The 15,314-nt window shown below is 70.0% G+C and carries 12 protein-coding genes; 10 read left to right on the top strand and 2 right to left on the bottom strand.

The genetic code is table 11. The features are described 5' to 3' along the window. Positions 1 to 82 precede the first annotated feature (82 nt). Together AQJ84_RS01565 and AQJ84_RS01560 are read right to left on the bottom strand one after the other, a co-directional pair. Complete coding sequence (locus AQJ84_RS01565) at positions 83 to 1,402, bottom strand: radical SAM protein (RefSeq protein WP_053192269.1); 1,320 nt, start codon at positions 1,400 to 1,402, stop codon at positions 83 to 85. A gap of 124 nt (positions 1,403 to 1,526) precedes the next feature. Then, entirely contained in the window at positions 1,527 to 2,534 is a 1,008-nt protein-coding gene (locus AQJ84_RS01560; protein ID WP_030044787.1) for a hydroxyacid dehydrogenase, read from the bottom strand. Between the two features lie 106 nt (positions 2,535 to 2,640). On the opposite strand from AQJ84_RS01560, the gene AQJ84_RS01555 reads away from it, so the two are divergent. From AQJ84_RS01555 to AQJ84_RS01510, 10 genes are all read left to right on the top strand, one after another. Beyond that, on the top strand, positions 2,641 to 3,885 hold the full coding sequence (locus AQJ84_RS01555; protein ID WP_030044788.1) for an FAD-binding protein: 1,245 nt from the start codon (positions 2,641 to 2,643) through the stop codon (positions 3,883 to 3,885). A 115-nt stretch (positions 3,886 to 4,000) separates the two neighbouring features. Then, positions 4,001 to 5,245, top strand: coding sequence for an ROK family transcriptional regulator (locus AQJ84_RS01550; protein ID WP_030044789.1), 1,245 nt, complete (start codon positions 4,001 to 4,003; stop codon positions 5,243 to 5,245). Positions 5,246 to 5,287: 42 nt separating this feature from the next. Then, positions 5,288 to 6,118: a hypothetical protein gene (locus AQJ84_RS01545; protein WP_051870269.1), complete on the top strand. Its 831-nt coding sequence runs from the start codon at positions 5,288 to 5,290 to the stop codon at positions 6,116 to 6,118. 205 nt (positions 6,119 to 6,323) lie between these two features. Next, positions 6,324 to 7,583 carry an ABC transporter substrate-binding protein gene (locus AQJ84_RS01540; protein ID WP_030044790.1) on the top strand — a complete coding sequence of 420 codons (1,260 nt, stop codon included), beginning with the start codon at positions 6,324 to 6,326 and terminating at the stop codon, positions 7,581 to 7,583. Positions 7,584 to 7,603: 20 nt separating this feature from the next. Next, positions 7,604 to 8,569, top strand: a complete 966-nt coding sequence (locus tag AQJ84_RS01535) for a carbohydrate ABC transporter permease (protein WP_030044791.1) — start codon at positions 7,604 to 7,606, stop codon at positions 8,567 to 8,569. Continuing rightward, the gene (locus AQJ84_RS01530; RefSeq protein ID WP_030044792.1) at positions 8,566 to 9,462 is read left to right on the top strand and encodes a carbohydrate ABC transporter permease; all 897 of its coding nucleotides are present in this window, start codon (positions 8,566 to 8,568) and stop codon (positions 9,460 to 9,462) included. Before AQJ84_RS01535 ends, AQJ84_RS01530 begins: the two co-directional genes overlap by 4 nt. A 27-nt stretch (positions 9,463 to 9,489) precedes the next feature. Continuing rightward, positions 9,490 to 12,363, top strand: a complete 2,874-nt coding sequence (locus AQJ84_RS01525) for a glycoside hydrolase family 2 TIM barrel-domain containing protein (RefSeq protein WP_053192267.1) — start codon at positions 9,490 to 9,492, stop codon at positions 12,361 to 12,363. A gap of 131 nt (positions 12,364 to 12,494) precedes the next feature. After that, entirely contained in the window at positions 12,495 to 13,499 is a 1,005-nt protein-coding gene (locus AQJ84_RS01520; RefSeq protein ID WP_053192265.1) for an ABC transporter ATP-binding protein, read from the top strand. Continuing rightward, positions 13,499 to 14,302, top strand: coding sequence for an ABC-2 family transporter protein (locus tag AQJ84_RS01515; RefSeq protein WP_030044797.1), 804 nt, complete (start codon positions 13,499 to 13,501; stop codon positions 14,300 to 14,302). Before AQJ84_RS01520 ends, AQJ84_RS01515 begins: the two co-directional genes overlap by 1 nt. A 5-nt stretch (positions 14,303 to 14,307) precedes the next feature. Then, positions 14,308 to 15,108, top strand: a complete 801-nt coding sequence (locus AQJ84_RS01510; protein WP_030044798.1) for an ABC transporter permease — start codon at positions 14,308 to 14,310, stop codon at positions 15,106 to 15,108. Positions 15,109 to 15,314 lie beyond the last annotated feature (206 nt).

The raw sequence follows: 15,314 nt of genomic DNA, 5'->3' as shown, positions 1-15,314 counted from the left end.
GAAAGTCTCGATGCCGACCCACCCGGATCGGCTGCTCAACGAGCTTTTGTCAGTTTGCCCTTTGTGTCCGGCAGGACGTCACTCACGCCTCGGCCGGGGCCTGTTCGGGGAGGCTGTCCATGAACGAGCTGACGGAGAACACCGCGCGGCCGGGTCCGGGCGGGCCGTAGCCGGGGGGCGAGGACAGACCGAAGTCGTCCATCGTCGCGCGGTAGGCCTCCAGAAGCCGGATGTGGTACTCCAGCGGCGCGCCCTGCGGGTTGGCCTTGCCGAGCGGGGTCGTCGGCTCGGGGCACCAGGTGGTGAAGCGGGGCGTGATGCCGTGCGACATGAAGAAGCGCAGGCCCTCGGTGGTGGAGGCGATCGCCTCGTCGACCGTGGTGAAGCCGAAGGGCTCGGCCATCTCCACGCCCGCCACGAAGTTGGGGATCACGTTGCGGGCGCCGAAGATCTCCGCCGAGTCGAGGATGCGCTTGTGCCACTCGTCGCGGCCGACGTAGCGCTCCTTGCCGGGGCAGTACAGCTCGAACAGACGGCGGTCCCACACCTCGTAGTTGGGGTGGTAGATCTGCACGCCGTAGTCCTTGAAGCGCTGCACGTCGTCCCGCGGCAGTGCCTGTGCGACCACCTTGCCGATCCAGCGGCCCGGGAAGCGCTCCTCGATGGCCTTGGCGTAGTGACCGTAGAAGTCGGCCTCGTCGCGCCCGGCCACCGTCTTGGTGATCGCGCCGCCGGTGAGGGTGTAGGCGGTGGACGCCTTCGCCGTGTCGTACCGGTCGATGATCTCCAGGGCCTCGAGGACCTCCTCGACGTCCTTCACGCCCGTGTAGGGCCGGCCGGCCGCCTTGTGCTGGCGCCAGTTGTGGTTGATGTCGCAGTACTGGCACTCCTCCTTGGCGCCGAAGTACTGGCAGACCCGGAAGACGGTGAGGTAGATCAGGTAGCCCCACTGGATGGTGGGGGCGACCTCCATCACCGACTTCCCGCTCGCGAGGGTGTGCCGGTAGTACTCCGGCATCGGCGGCACGCCGACGTCGGAGATCCGCCTGCCGTCGAGGTAGAGGCCGAGCACGCCGTGCTCGTCGGCCGCGACGCGGTAGGGCGAGGCCGGGTTCACCCGCACCGACACCACGGTCCGGCGCAGGTCGTACGGGCCGCCCGTGAGGATGATCTCCTCCGGCGGGCGCCGCAGCGCCGCCTCGCCGAGCTCCGGCAGGGTGCCGTGGTCGAAGGAGAAGATGAAGTACGACTTCGGCTTGACCTCGCCGTTCTCGTTGTCACTCAGGGCCGAGGCGTCGAACGCCACGCCGCCCCGGAGCAGATCCTCCTTGAAGACGGCTTCCCTCGGTACGTGCGGGAATCGCTCCATCAGATCCTCGACCAGCGCGGTACGGCTGCCCATCCCGTGTCTCCTCCCGGCTCAGGCGTACGACTCCTCACGGTATGCCCCCGGCCACGGACGAGCCGTGCCGGGTCCCCCCGGAGCCGCGTGTTGCCGTATATGCGCTGAATATGCCGGTCTCAGGTCACGCTTCCCGGGCCAGTGCCTCAGGATCGACGGGGTGTGCGGGGGGATCGCCGGCCAGCAGGCGGGCGGCCTCCTGGGCGACGAGACGGCCGAGGCGGGCCACCTCGTTGCCCTGGGAGCCCGCGAGATGGGGGGTGACGAAGGCGTTGGGAAGGTCGAAGAGGGGCGAGTCGGCGGGCAGCGGCTCGGGGTCGGTGACGTCGAGGACCGCGCCGATGCGCCCGGTGCGCAGCTCGTCCACCAGGGCCTCGTGGTCGACGAGCCCGCCCCGCGCGGTGTTGATCAGGACCGCCCCGTCGGGCATCAGGGCCAGCTCCCGGGCGCCGATCATGTGCCGGGTCCGCGGGGTCTCGGGGGCGTGCAGGGTGACGATCTCGCAGGTGCGCAGGAGGTCGTCGAGGCCGAGCAGGGGTACGCCGAGTTCGGCGGCGCCGGCCTCGTCGACGTACGGGTCGGTGAGGGCGGGCCGCAGGTCGAAGGGGCGCAGCAGCCCGATGAGGCGGCGGCCGATCCGGGAGGCGCCGACGATGCCGACGCGGCGGCCGTGGTTGCCGATGCCGGGGATCAGGCCCCAGCCGGGGTGGACGCGGTCCGCGCGGAGCCGGTCGCGGCCCGCCAGGATGTCCTTGCCCGCCAGCAGGATCATCGCGAGGGTGTACTCGGCGACGGGGACGGCGTTGGCCTCGGCGGCCGAGGAGACGGCGATGCCGCGCCGCCACAGCTCGGGCGTCGCGAACCCCTTGACCGAGCCGGCCGAGTGCAGCACCGCGCGCAGCTTCGGGGCGGCGTCGAGGACGGCGGCGTCGAGGCGGGGGCAGCCCCAGCCGGTGACGAGGATCTCGGTGCGGGCAAGGGTCTCGGCGACCCGCGGATCGGTGAGGTCCTCCGCCACCAGGGTGGGGTCGATGTCCACGGACTCCCGCAGCGACGCCAGCACCTCCGGCGGGAAGACGAGCGGCACGTTCTCGGCGGTCATGGCGAACAGCGCCTGGGGACGCTCGGACAACGAAGGGCCTTCCGGTTCGGGAAACGGGACAGCAAGCGTTTTCTAACGTAGGCGGCGGCGGATGAGAGGGTCAATGGACACGCACTCACCTCGAGGGACGGCAGGCATGACGGAGACAGTCACCAACTGGGCGGGCAACATCACCTACACCGCCGGGGAACTGCACCGCCCGCACTCGCCCGACGCGCTCGCGGCCCTGGTGGCCGACAGCGCGAAGGTGCGGGTGCTGGGCAGCGGGCACTCCTTCAACGAGATCGCCGAGCCCGGCGCCGGTGGCGTCCTGCTGTCCCTCGCCGCGCTGTCGCCGGTGCTCGACGTGGACTCGGCGGCCGGGACGGTACGGGTCGGGGGCGGCGTCCGGTACGCGGAACTCGCCCGCCTGGTGTACGCGCACGGCCTCGCGCTGCCCAACATGGCGTCCCTGCCGCACATCTCGGTGGCCGGGTCGGTCGCGACCGGCACGCACGGCTCGGGGGTCGGCAACGGGCCGCTGGCCGCCTCGGTACGCGAGGTGGAGCTGGTCACCGCCGACGGTTCGACGGTGACGATCGGACGCGGCGACGAGCGGTTCGGCGGCGCCGTGACCTCGCTGGGCGCGCTCGGCGTGGTCACCGCCCTCACCCTCGACCTGGAGCCCTCCTACGAGGTCGAGCAGCACGTCTTCACCGAACTGCCTCTGGACGGGCTGGACTTCGAGACGGTGGCGGCATCGGCGTACAGCGTGAGTCTCTTCACCGACTGGCGGGCGCCCGGCTTCCGGCAGGTGTGGCTCAAGCGGCGCACCGACCAGCCCCTGCCCGACTTCCCGTGGGCCGCGCCCGCCACCGAGAAGATGCACCCGGTACCGGGGATGCCCGCGCTCAACTGCACCGAGCAGTTCGGGGTGCCGGGGCCCTGGCACGAGCGACTGCCGCACTTCCGGGCCGAGTTCACGCCGAGCAGCGGCGCCGAGCTGCAGTCGGAGTACCTGCTGCCGCGCACGCACGCCCTCGACGCCCTGCGCGCTCTGGACGCGATCCGTACGACCCTCGCCCCCGTCCTGCAGGTCTGCGAGGTGCGCACGGTGGCCGCCGACGAGCAGTGGCTGAGCCCGGCGTACGGGCGGGAGACGGTGGCACTGCACTTCACCTGGATCGAGGACACCGCCGCGGTCCTGCCGGTGGTGCGGCGGCTGGAGGAGGCACTGGACGGCTTCGACGCGCGGCCGCACTGGGGAAAGGTGTTCACCACCCCGGCGACGGCGCTGCGAGCTCGCTATCCGCGGCTCGGCGACTTCCGCGCGCTGGCGCGGTCGCTCGACCCGGAGGGTAAATTCGCCAATGTCTTCGTCGAGGACGTGCTCTCCGGGTGACTTTATAAAGCCCCTTTCCTAACCCCTTGTCGAAAGTCCCCCGCAGCCCATAGCCTTGCGCCGCGCCGGTGCCGCTGTCGTCCCGGCATGAGCTGAAGGGATTGGGCCGGCCCCGATGAAGCGCACATCACGTGACATCCGTACCGCGAACCGCTACGAGGTGCTGCGCCAGATCATCGCCGCGTCGCCCACCTCCCGCCAGGAGCTGGCGGCCGCCACCGGTCTGAGCCTGGCCACGGTCGCCACCCTGGTCGGCGAACTCCTCGACCTCCAGATGATCACGGAGGTGGGGTTCGAGGACTCGGCGGGGGGCCGCCCCCGGGGCCTGGTGGCCGTCAACGCCTCCGGGGGTGCGCTGATCGGCGTCGACATCGCGGAGACGTACGTCCATGTCGAGCTGTTCGACCTCGGGCTGAACGTGCTGGCCCGCGCCGAGGAGGACGTCCGCCCCGGCGAGAGCCTCCCCGAGCAGGTGGTCAGCCATGTCGCCGCCGTCGTCGGCTCGGTCGTCGCGCAGGCCGGGATCGAGGGCGCCCGGGTGCTCGGTGTCGGCGTGAGCGTGCCGGGCCAGGTGGACCGCGCCAGCGGTGTCTCGGAGTACGCGCCGAACTGGGACTGGCACGACGTGCCCCTGCTCGACCTGCTCACCGAGCACATCGCCTACCCCCTGTACCTGGACAACCCGCTACGCGCGAGCGCGGTGGCCGAGCTGTGGTTCGGGGCCGCCCGCGGGCGCGGGGACGCCGTGGTGGTCAACCTCGGGACCGGCGTGGGCGCCGGGCTCGTCCTGGGCGGCGGCCTGCACCGGGGCGTCAGCAACAGCGCCGGCGAGTGGGGCCACACCACGATCGTCCTGGACGGAAGGCTGTGCCGCTGCGGCAAGCACGGCTGCGTGGAGGCGTACGTCGGCGCGTCCGGCATCATGCTGAACCTGCGGGAATCGTCTCCCGACAGCGCGCTGCTGCACCCGGAGGACCAGACGGCCACCATCGCCGCGCTGGCGGAGGGTCTGCGCCGGCGCGACCCGGTGGCACTCGAGGTGGTCCGCGACACCGTCCGGTACCTCGGCGCCGGCATCGCCGACCTGGTCAACCTGTTCAACCCCGAAGTGGTCGTGCTCAGCAGCTGGGTCGCGGCCGCCCTCGGCGAACCCCTGGTCACCGAGGTCCGCGAGGCCGTCGCCCGGCACGCGCTGCCGCGGCCGATGGCCGCCACCGAGATCGTCCTCTCCCCCATCCCCACCGATCCGGTGTGTCTGGGCGCGGCGACGTTCGCGCTCGAGGGGGCTCTCCAGTCCGTCGGGCAGAAGAACGGAAAACGCACCACCCCCACCAGGAGCAGGGCGCACCACGCCCGCTAGGAGCAGTACCGCACCGCCTTCGCTACGACGGAAGGGCTGCACGTGATCCACTCCCACAGCTTCGACGGCTGCGGCCAGGAGGGCATGCTGGTCGACGCCGACCGGCGCGACGACATCGTGCGCCGACTGGGCGCCGAGCAGGACGCGCGCGGACAGGAGGCCGGCATCATCGCCGACGAGTCGACCGGCACGGTCACGTCCGACGAGGAGGTCCCGCGGTGGCTCTCGCAGCCGGGCACGGCCCGGTACGTCGACAGGCCGGCCCACCACACCCACGACAACTCCGGTGACGCGAACCGGGTGAAGGTCCACGAGACCTCCAAGGCGGCCGGCGCCGAGTCCTGGGCGACGGAGGTCCGCTGCTTCGGCAAGGGCGGCACGGGCTGGGCGCAGGGGTACGACCCGGGCATCGACGGTGGTCTGAACCTGTCCCGGATCATCGACAAGGACTTCGCGACCGCGCACGATTCGGCGTTCCTGGTGGGTCGCCCTGTCGGAGATGACCGGCAGCGATCCGTACGCGAGGCCAAGTTCGTGAAGCCGGGCTCGGTCGCGCACGACGTGCCGGACGGCGTCGAGGTGTCGGCGTACGACAGGAACGGCACGTGGGTGGTGGTGGCCGACGGCCACCACACCACCGACACCGCGCTGAACCCGCGCTTCAACAGCAGGGCGCCGGTGCGGGCGGGCCAGGCGGTACGCACCTCGGCGGACGAGAACCGGGCGAACGTGGCCAGGCCGTCGGTCAGGGGCGGCACCGTCTCCGCCTCGCTGCCGGCCCGTTCATGGGCGGGCAGGCGACCGCGGGACGGCAGCGAGGTGAGCGTGTACAGCTGCAACGGCGGAAGCAACCAGGTCTGGTTCCGGCAGTAGTTCTCCGGGGTGGCGGGCCGCTGGTGCGGCGGCCCGCCACCCCTCACGTCCGGAATCCCGAACGCTACACAACGCTTCGAACAGACTTCGTCCAACCCCTTGCCGAAGCCTTAGCCGAAGGTTAACGTCCCGCACCGCAACCCCTATTGAGCCATCTGGCGCTGAGCGACAGAGCCGCAAGCCGCCTCGAGACAAGGACGTCACCATGTCGGCAATGAGCAACACCAACTGGGACCGCCGCAACGTACTGCGGGCCGCGATGGGCCTGGCCGCCACCGGCGGTCTGGCCGCGTGCGGCGGGAACACCGGCCGCAGCGGAGGGTCGGGCGAGGCGCTCGTCCAGTACTTCCACGCGTACGGCGAGGCGGGCACCGAGCAGGCCATCAAGCGGTATGCGGCGGCCTACGACAAGGCCCGCGTGACCACCCAGTGGATCACCGGCACCAACTTCGAGAGCAAGCTGTTCTCGGCGCTGCTCACCAAGAACGCACCCGACATGTTCGAGTTCCACCCGCAGATCCAGATGATCAAGAGCGGCCAGGTGGCGGATCTGTCCGACATCATGGAGCCGGTCAAGGACGACTTCAACCCGGCCGACATCGCTTCGCACACCATCGACGGGAAGATATGGGGCGTCCGCATGATCGACGACCCGCAGTTCTTCTACTACCGCAAGTCGATGCTCGAGGACGCTGGCGTCGAGCCGCCCACCACGCTGGACGAGCTCGTCGAGGCCGCCGCGAAGCTCACCACGGACAAGGTGAAGGGCGTCTTCCTCGGCAACAGCATCACCCCTGTGATGAACCCGCTGATCTGGTCGACCGGCGCCAACACCCTCACCGACAAGAACGAGATCGCGTACCACACGGACGAGGTCGCGGCCGGCCTGAAGAAGCTCCGCACCATGTTCAAGGACGGCCACCTGCTGCTGGACGCCCCCGCCGACTGGTGGGACCCGTCAGCGATCACCCAGGGCCTGGTCGCGATCCAGTGGTGCGGCATGTGGGCGATGCCGGTGATCCAGAAGGCGCTCGGCGACGACGTCGGCATCATCCCCTTCCCGACCTCCGCCGACGGCGGCAAGCCCGCGGTCACCAACGGCGGCTGGTCGATGTTCGTCAACGCGAAGAGCAAGAACGTCGACCTGGCCAAGGAATACGTGAAGTGGCTCTGGATCGACCAGAAGAAGTACCAGGAGGACTGGTCCCTCTCGTACGGCTTCCACATCCCGCCGCGCACCTCGCTCGCCGAGTCGGCCACCAAGCTGAAGACGGGCCTGCCCGCCGAGGGCGTCAAGCTCTTCAACGAGTTCGGTCACTTCGACAACCCGGCCTGGACGCAGGCGATGATCGTCGCCCTCGAGAGCGTCATCGCCGACACCGTGCGCAAGGGCGGGGACCCGGAGGCCGCGCTCGACAAGGCCGACAAGATCGTCAACCGCGAGCTCAAGAAGCTCTTCGGATAGATCTCGGACGGACTCAGGACATGTCGACCACCACCACGCGCGGTGTCGCCAAGGGCCGCGCCACTACCGAGACCCCCCAGGTCCGGAAGCGGCGCGGCGTGCGGGGCCGCACCCTCAACTTCTGGCTCTTCACCGGCCCGTTCCTCATCGGGCTCGCGGTGTTCGTCTACATCCCGATCGGCTGGAGCGCGTACCTCTCCTTCTTCGAGGCGCGCTACACGGTCACCCCCAGCACGTTCGTCGGCTTCGACAACTTCACGTACATGCTGACGAACGAGAAGTTCACGGACTCCCTCGTCACCTTCACCGTCTTCGCCGCGTTCATCGTGCCTGTCACCTGGGCGTTCTCGCTCGGCCTGGCGCTGATGGTGCACCGGCTGAGGTTCATGCGGGCGTTCTTCCGGTCGGTGTTCTTCCTGCCGACAGCAGTCAGCTTCGTGGCCGCGTCCCTGATCTGGAAGATGTCCATCTTCAGCGGGGTCCGCTTCGGTCTGGCGAACACGGTGCTCAGCTGGTTCGGCATCGAGAACGTCGCCTGGCTGGCCAACCCCAATCCACCGTGGTATTGGCTGGTGATCATCACCGTGCGGCTGTGGCTGCAGGCCGGGTTCTACATGATCCTGTTCCTGGCGGCTCTGCAGAACATCCCGCCGGAGCTGTACGAGGCCGCCGCGATCGACGGCGCCAAGCCGGGCTGGCAGACCTTCTGGTACATCACGCTGCCGCAGCTGCGTGCCACCTCGACCGCGGTGATCCTGCTGCTGCTCGTCGCCGCCTACCAGGCCTTCGACGAGTTCTTCAACCTCCTCGCCAAGACCACCTGGGGCCGCCCGCCCCTGGTCGAGCTGTACTACACGGCGCTCGGTGAGAACCAGGACTACGGCGCCGGCAGCGCGGGCGCGATGATCCTGACCGTGCTGATCTGCTGCGTGACCATGCTCCAGGGCAAGTTCATGGGCTTCGGAAGGGGTGAGGAGTCCAAGTGACCACAACCGTGCCTCCCATCAAGGACGCCAGGCCCGGAGCAGGCGAGAGGCACCCCGTGAAGAAGCGGGGCGGCGGCGTCAGCAGCATCGGCCTCTACTTCGCCACCGGTATCTGCGCCCTGCTGTTCCTCGTCCCCTTCTACCTGATCGTCCGCAACGCCCTGTCCACGGATGTGGAGATCACCGGCGAGAACTGGAAGTTCTTCCCCACGGACATCCAGTGGGGAAACTTCACCGAGTTGTTCGACGACCCCACGGTGCCCTTCGCCCAGTCCCTGTGGAACTCCACGGTCGTCGGCGTCCTGCACACCGTCGGCACCCTGCTGGTGTGCTCGCTGGCCGGATACGGCCTCGCCCGCATCCCGTACAAGCACGCCAACAAGATCTTCTACGTAGTCCTGGTGACCCTGATGGTCCCGACCGCCGTCACGTTCGTGCCGAGCTTCGTGCTCGTCTCCTCGCTGGGCTGGGTGTCGAGTCTGCAAGGTCTCATCGTGCCGGGGCTCTTCAGTGGTTTCACCTGCTTCCTGTTCCGGCAGTACTTCCTGGGGTTCCCTAAGGAACTGGAGGAGGCGGCGCGTGTGGACGGGCTCAGCTACTGGGGTGCGTACTGGCGCATCGTCGTGCCCAACTCGCTGAACTTCTTCGCCGCGATCGCGACGATCACGTTCATCAGCGGCTGGAACGCCTTCCTGTGGCCGCTGGTCATCGGCCAGGACCAGGAGGCGTGGACCGTGCAGGTCGCGCTCTCCTCGTACATGACCAACCAGACCGTCAACTTCCACCTGATCTTCATGGCCACCCTCATTTCCATCCTGCCCCTGGTGCTCGTGTTCCTGTTCCTCCAGCGCTGGCTGGTCCAGGGAGTCGCGCAGACCGGTATCAAGGGCTGACACCTTCTTCTCGACACCTGGAGACCGATGTCTTTCCGCACGACGACAGCAGTCGACTACGTCGAGGACGTCTCACCCGGCAGCGGGGCCCTCCCGCCCCGCGCCTGGTACCCGTCCTCGGACGCCGCCTCGCTGTCCCTGAACGGCAGCTGGCGTCTGCGGGTGTCGCCGACCGCCGACGCCGAGGACGACTCGTTCGCCGAGGAGGGCTACGACGCCGGGGACTGGGCCGAGGTCACGGTCCCCGGGCACTGGGTCCTCCAGGGGGACGGGGCGTTCGGGTCGCCGATCTACACGAACCACCTCTACCCCTTCCCCGTGGACCCCCCGCACGTCCCCACCGAGAACCCGACCGGCGACCACCTGCGGGTCTTCGACCTGCCGGCGGACTGGCCCGCGGACGGCAGCGCCGTGCTCCGGTTCGACGGCGTCGAGTCCTGCGCACGGGTCTGGCTGAACGGCACGGACATCGGTGAGTTCAAGGGTTCCCGGCTGCCCCACGAGTTCGCGGTCGGCCATCTGCTGAAGCCGGCCGGCAACGTGCTCGCGGTCCGCGTCCACCAGTGGTCGGCGGGTTCCTACCTGGAGGACCAGGACCAGTGGTGGCTGCCCGGCATCTTCCGTGACGTCACCCTGCTGCACCGCCCGGCGGGCAGCGTCCTCGACTTCTTCGTGCACGCCTCCTACGACCACGTCACGGGCGAGGGCACCCTGCGCGTCGACTCCGACGTCGACGGGCGGGTGACCGTGCCCGCCCTGGACATCGATGTCGCGACCGGCGAGCCGGTGACGGTCGCGGTCCGGCCGTGGACCGCGGAGACGCCGTACCTCTACGACGGTGTGCTGACGACCGAGGGCGAGCGGGTGCCGTTGCGCATCGGCTTCCGCACGGTCGTGCTCGAGGACGGCCTCATCAAGGTCAACGGCAGGCCCGTCCTCTTCAAGGGCGTCAACCGGCACGAGTGGCACCCGGAGAAGGGCCGCGCGCTCGACCTGGAGACCATGCGCGAGGACGTGCTGCTGATGAAGCGGCACAACCTCAACGCCGTGCGCACCTCGCACTACCCGCCGCACCCGGCCTTCCTCGACCTGTGCGACGAGTACGGGCTGTGGGTCATCGACGAGTGCGACCTGGAGACCCACGGTTTCACCGAGCAGGGCTGGCGCGACAACCCCGTCGACGACGACCGCTGGACCCCGGCCCTGCTGGACCGCGCGGCCCGCATGGTCGAGCGGGACAAGAACCACCCGTCGATCGTCTTCTGGTCCCTCGGCAACGAGGCCGGTACCGGCCGGGGCCTGACGGCCATGGCCGAGTGGATCCACGGCCGGGACTCCTCCCGCCTCGTGCACTACGAGGGCGACTGGGACTGCCGGGACACGGACGTGTACTCGCGGATGTACGCCTTCCACGCCGAGGTCGAGCAGATCGGCCAGGGCCTGGACGGGGGCACCCACAAGCGGCGTGAACTGCCCTTCATCCAGTGCGAGTACGGGCACGCCATGGGCAACGGCCCCGGTGGCATCGCCGACTACCAGCGACTGTTCGAGAAGTACGAGCGGCTGCAGGGCGGTTTCATCTGGGAGTGGATCGACCACGGCATCAGGCACCCCGAGCTGGGCTACGCCTACGGCGGTGACTTCGGCGAGGAGCTGCACGACGGCAACTTCGTCTGCGACGGCCTGGTCTTCCCGGACCGCCGGCCCTCCCCCGGGCTGGTCGAGTACAAGAAGGTCATCGAGCCCGTCCGCATCGAGGGCGACAGCTCGGACGGCACCGTACGGGTGACGAACCTGCACGACTTCGCCGACCTGTCCGCGCTGGCCTTCGAGTGGTCCTACCAGGTGGACGGCGAGACCGTCGAGGCGGGCACGCTCTCGGTGCCGGAGCTGGCGGCGGGCGAGTCCGCCGACGTGAAGCTGCCGGAGCCGCCCGCGGAGGTCCGCGGCGGGGAGACCCGGTGGACGGTACGGGCGCTGCTCGCGGCGGACACGGCATGGGCGCCCAAGGACCATGTCGTCGCCTGGGGCCAGTTCCCGGCGGCCGCCCGTGTGCTGCCCTCGGTGGCACCCACCGACCGGCCGGTGCCCGGCGAGAAGCTGGTCACCCTCGGCCCGGCCTCCTTCGACGCCCGCACCGGCGCGCTGCGGACGATCGGCGGGGTGAGGGTCGACAACCCGCGCCTCGACGTGTGGCGAGCGCCGACCGACAACGACGACGGCACGGAGTGGCAGTCGGGCACCCGGTACAGCGCGCTGTGGCGCACGCTGGGCCTGCACCGTATGCAGCACCGCCTGGACTCCGTGGAGGTGGGCGAGGACGCGCTGACCGTACGGACCCGGGTGGCTCCGGCCGCCCGCGAGGTGGGCCTGAGCACGGTGTACCGCTGGACCTCGGACGGCGGGCGGCTGCGGCTGACCGTGTCGGTGACGCCGGAGGGCGAGTGGACGCTGCCGCTGCCCCGGCTCGGCGTCCGCCTGGGGCTGCCGGCTTCGACGGACCGGGTGCGCTGGTTCGGCGGCGGCCCCGGCGAGGCGTACCCGGACACCCGCTCGGCGTCCATGGTGGGCCGCTGGGAGTCCTCGGTGGACGAGCTGCAGACGCCGTACGTCCGCCCGCAGGAGAACGGCGCCCGTGCCGACGTGCGCTGGGTGGAGCTCGGCGGTCTGCGGATCGAGGGCGACCCGGAGTTCTGGTTCAGTGCCCGCCGCTGGACGACCGAGCAGCTGGACGCTGCCTCGCACCTCACCGACCTCACGGCCGGCGACACGGTGTGGGTCAACCTCGACCACGGTCTGCACGGCGTCGGTTCGCAGTCGTGCGGCCCGGGCCCGCTGCCGCAGTACTTCCTGCGGGCCGAGCCCTCGGAGTTCTCGTTCGTCTTCTCGGTGATCGGTTAGTCCAACTCCGTGATCGATTAATCCATTGACCGATTGATCGACTTTCTGCGACGGTCGTGAGGTGCCCGCGGCCGGTCGGCCTCCCAAGCCGACCGGCCGCACTTCACGTTCAGAGCAAGGGAGTTGACGGCGTGAGCGGCAGTATCGACGTCCGCGGCCTGTCCCGCACCTTCCACACCACCGTCCGCCGCCCGGGCTTCACGGGCGCGCTCCGCTCCTTGGTGAACCCGGAACGGGTCGCCAAGCAGGCCGTCTGCGACATCAGCTTCGACGTGGCCCCGGGCGAACTCCTCGCCCTGCTCGGCCCGAACGGCGCCGGCAAGTCCACCACCATCAAGGTGCTCACCGGCATCCTCACGCCCACCTCCGGCACGGCCCGGGTCGCGGGCGTGGTGCCGTACGAGGAACGCGAACGCAACGCCCGCAACATCGGCGCCGTCTTCGGGCAGCGCACGCAGTTGTGGTGGGACCTGCCGGTGCGCGAGTCGTTCGCGATCCTGCGGGACATCTACGAGGTGCCGAAGGCCGAACACGCCGCCCGGCTCAAGGAGTTCGACGACCTCCTCGACCTGTCGTCGTTCTGGGACACCCGGGTGCGGCACCTCTCCCTGGGCCAGCGCGTCCGCAGCGACCTGGCCGCCGCCCTGCTGCACGACCCGCAGGTCGTCTTCCTCGACGAGCCGACCATCGGCATGGACGTGGTGGTCAAGGAACAGGTGCGGGAGTTCCTGCGCCACCAGGTGGAGCAGCGCGGCCGTACGGTCCTGCTGACCACGCACGACATGACGGAGGTCGAGCGGCTCGCCGAACGGGTCGTCCTGATCAACCACGGCCGGCTCGTCCTGGACGGCAGCCTCGACGAGATCCGTCGCAGGTTCGGCTCGACCTGGCAGGTGCGGGCGACGCTCGCCGACGCGCACACCGAGGTCCAACCGCTGCCGGGCATCGAGGTGCTGCGGCACGAGGGCGCCCGCGTCGTGTTCGGCCCGGCGAGCTGTGAGGGAGCCGACGCCCCCACCGTGCACCAGGCCCTCAAGGCGGTCATCGAGCGGTACGAGGTGACGGACATCGCCATCGACGAGGCGGACCTCGAGGACGTGATGCGGGCCGCCTACGTGCATGCCGAGGCGGCGTGATGGCCCTGCTCCACGCCTGGCGCACCGCCCGTGTCACCCCGCTCGGGGAGCTGCACACCCCGCCCCGGATGACCGCCGTACTGCTCAGGCTGACCGTCCAGGTGGTGCTGGTCGCCTCCCTGTGGCACGGCCTGTACGCCCACACCGGCACCACCGCCGGAATGGACCGCGACCAGGCGGTGACGTACGCCGTGCTGGCCGTACTCGCCTCCCGGCTGCGGGAGTTGGACCAGTACGCGGGCCGGGACACGGTGCTGCAGCACATGCACTTCGGCACCATCGTCTACTGGTACCTGCGCCCGCTGCCACCCCAGCGCTACCACGCGCTGCGCGCCCTCGGCGAGCAGCTGTACGGCTTCACGTGGGCGCTGGGCGGATACGTGGTCTGTCTCGCGGCCGGGGTGGTCCAGCCGCCCGGATCGGCCGCCGTGGCAGGGGTGTTCGCGCTCAGTCTGCTGCTCGGCCAGCTGGTTCTGTACCACGTCATGCTCGTCCTGGACCAGCTGTGCTTCTGGACCGTGCGCAACAACGCGGCGATGCTCATCCTGGTCTTCGCGCAGAACCTGCTCTCCGGGGTGTACGCGCCGCTGTGGTTCTTCCCGGACTGGTTCGTGACGATGAGCGCGTTCCTGCCCTTCCAGGCGACGTTGAGCGTGCCGCTGTCCCTGTACATCGGCCGTATCCCGCTGTCGGACGCGGCCGGTCAGCTGGCGGTCCAGGCCGCCTGGGTCCTGCTGCTCTTCCTGTTCACCCGTTTCCTGTGGCGGCGGGCCGCCCGCCGTGTCATGTCCCAGGGAGGCTGAGGCCCATGAAGGGCGTCCGGATCGCGTGGCGCGTCACGCGCCTCAACTTCCGTGCCCAGCTGGAGTACCGCACCGAGTTCCTGCTGATGATCGCGATCGGCGCGATCTGGCAGGTGTCGGTGATCGTGTTCGCGACGGTACTGCTGTCCCGGTTCACCGGGATGGGCGGCTGGGACAGCTCCGAGGTGCTGCTGATCCCCGCGACACGCATGCTGGCGCACGGGTTGTTCGTGCTGGTGCTGGGGCGGGTCCACCTCATCGGCCGGCAGATCCAGGAGGGCAGGATCGACATCTACCTGACGCGCCCCATGCCGGTGCACCGTCAGGTCCAGCTCGCCTTCTTCCCCACCAACGCCATCGGTGACCTGACCGTGGCGGCGGGCCTGATGGCGGGCGCGCTCAGCCGCAGTGACCTCGACTGGACGGCGGGCCGGGTCTCGTACCTGGTCGCCGCGGTCGTCGGCGGCATGCTGCTGGAGGCGGCCCTGTTCACGGCGGTGGCCTCCGCGTCCCTGCGCTTCCCGGCGGCCGACTACTGGGGCCGCTGGCTGGAGGAGCTCCTCGGCACCTTCGGCAGCTATCCGCTGAACGTGCTGCCCAAGGCGGTGGGCGGTTTCCTGACGTTCGGGCTCCCGCTCGCGTTCGTCGCGTACTTCCCGGCCGCCGTCCTCACCGGACACGGCCACGACGCCGGTGTCCCGTACTGGCTGGCGGCCGTTTCACCGCTGCTGGGGGTGCTGGCCTACCTGGGGGCGAGACTGCTGTGGCGGCGCAGCCTCGGGCACTACTCCGGGGTGAACGGATGACACCGACGCGGCCTCCGGCTCACGGTGAGGGCGGGAGCTGCCGGGTCCTACGGAGTCGGGCCGGGAACGCGGCGTGAGCCCGGCCCGTACCACCTGCGGTCCGGGCCTCTCCCGGGCGCCGCTGAGGCAGGTGTCCGGCCCTGGTCACCGGCTCCAGCCATCAGTCCGGGCCTGCCGGCGCGGCGGCCACGGCGTGAGCCGCACCC

Origin of the sequence: Streptomyces resistomycificus, assembly GCF_001514265.1 — a bacterium.
Lineage (GTDB): Bacteria > Actinomycetota > Actinomycetes > Streptomycetales > Streptomycetaceae > Streptomyces > Streptomyces resistomycificus.
The sequence above is the reverse complement of the archived record's forward strand: the minus strand, read 5'-3'. Positions and strand labels throughout refer to the sequence as shown.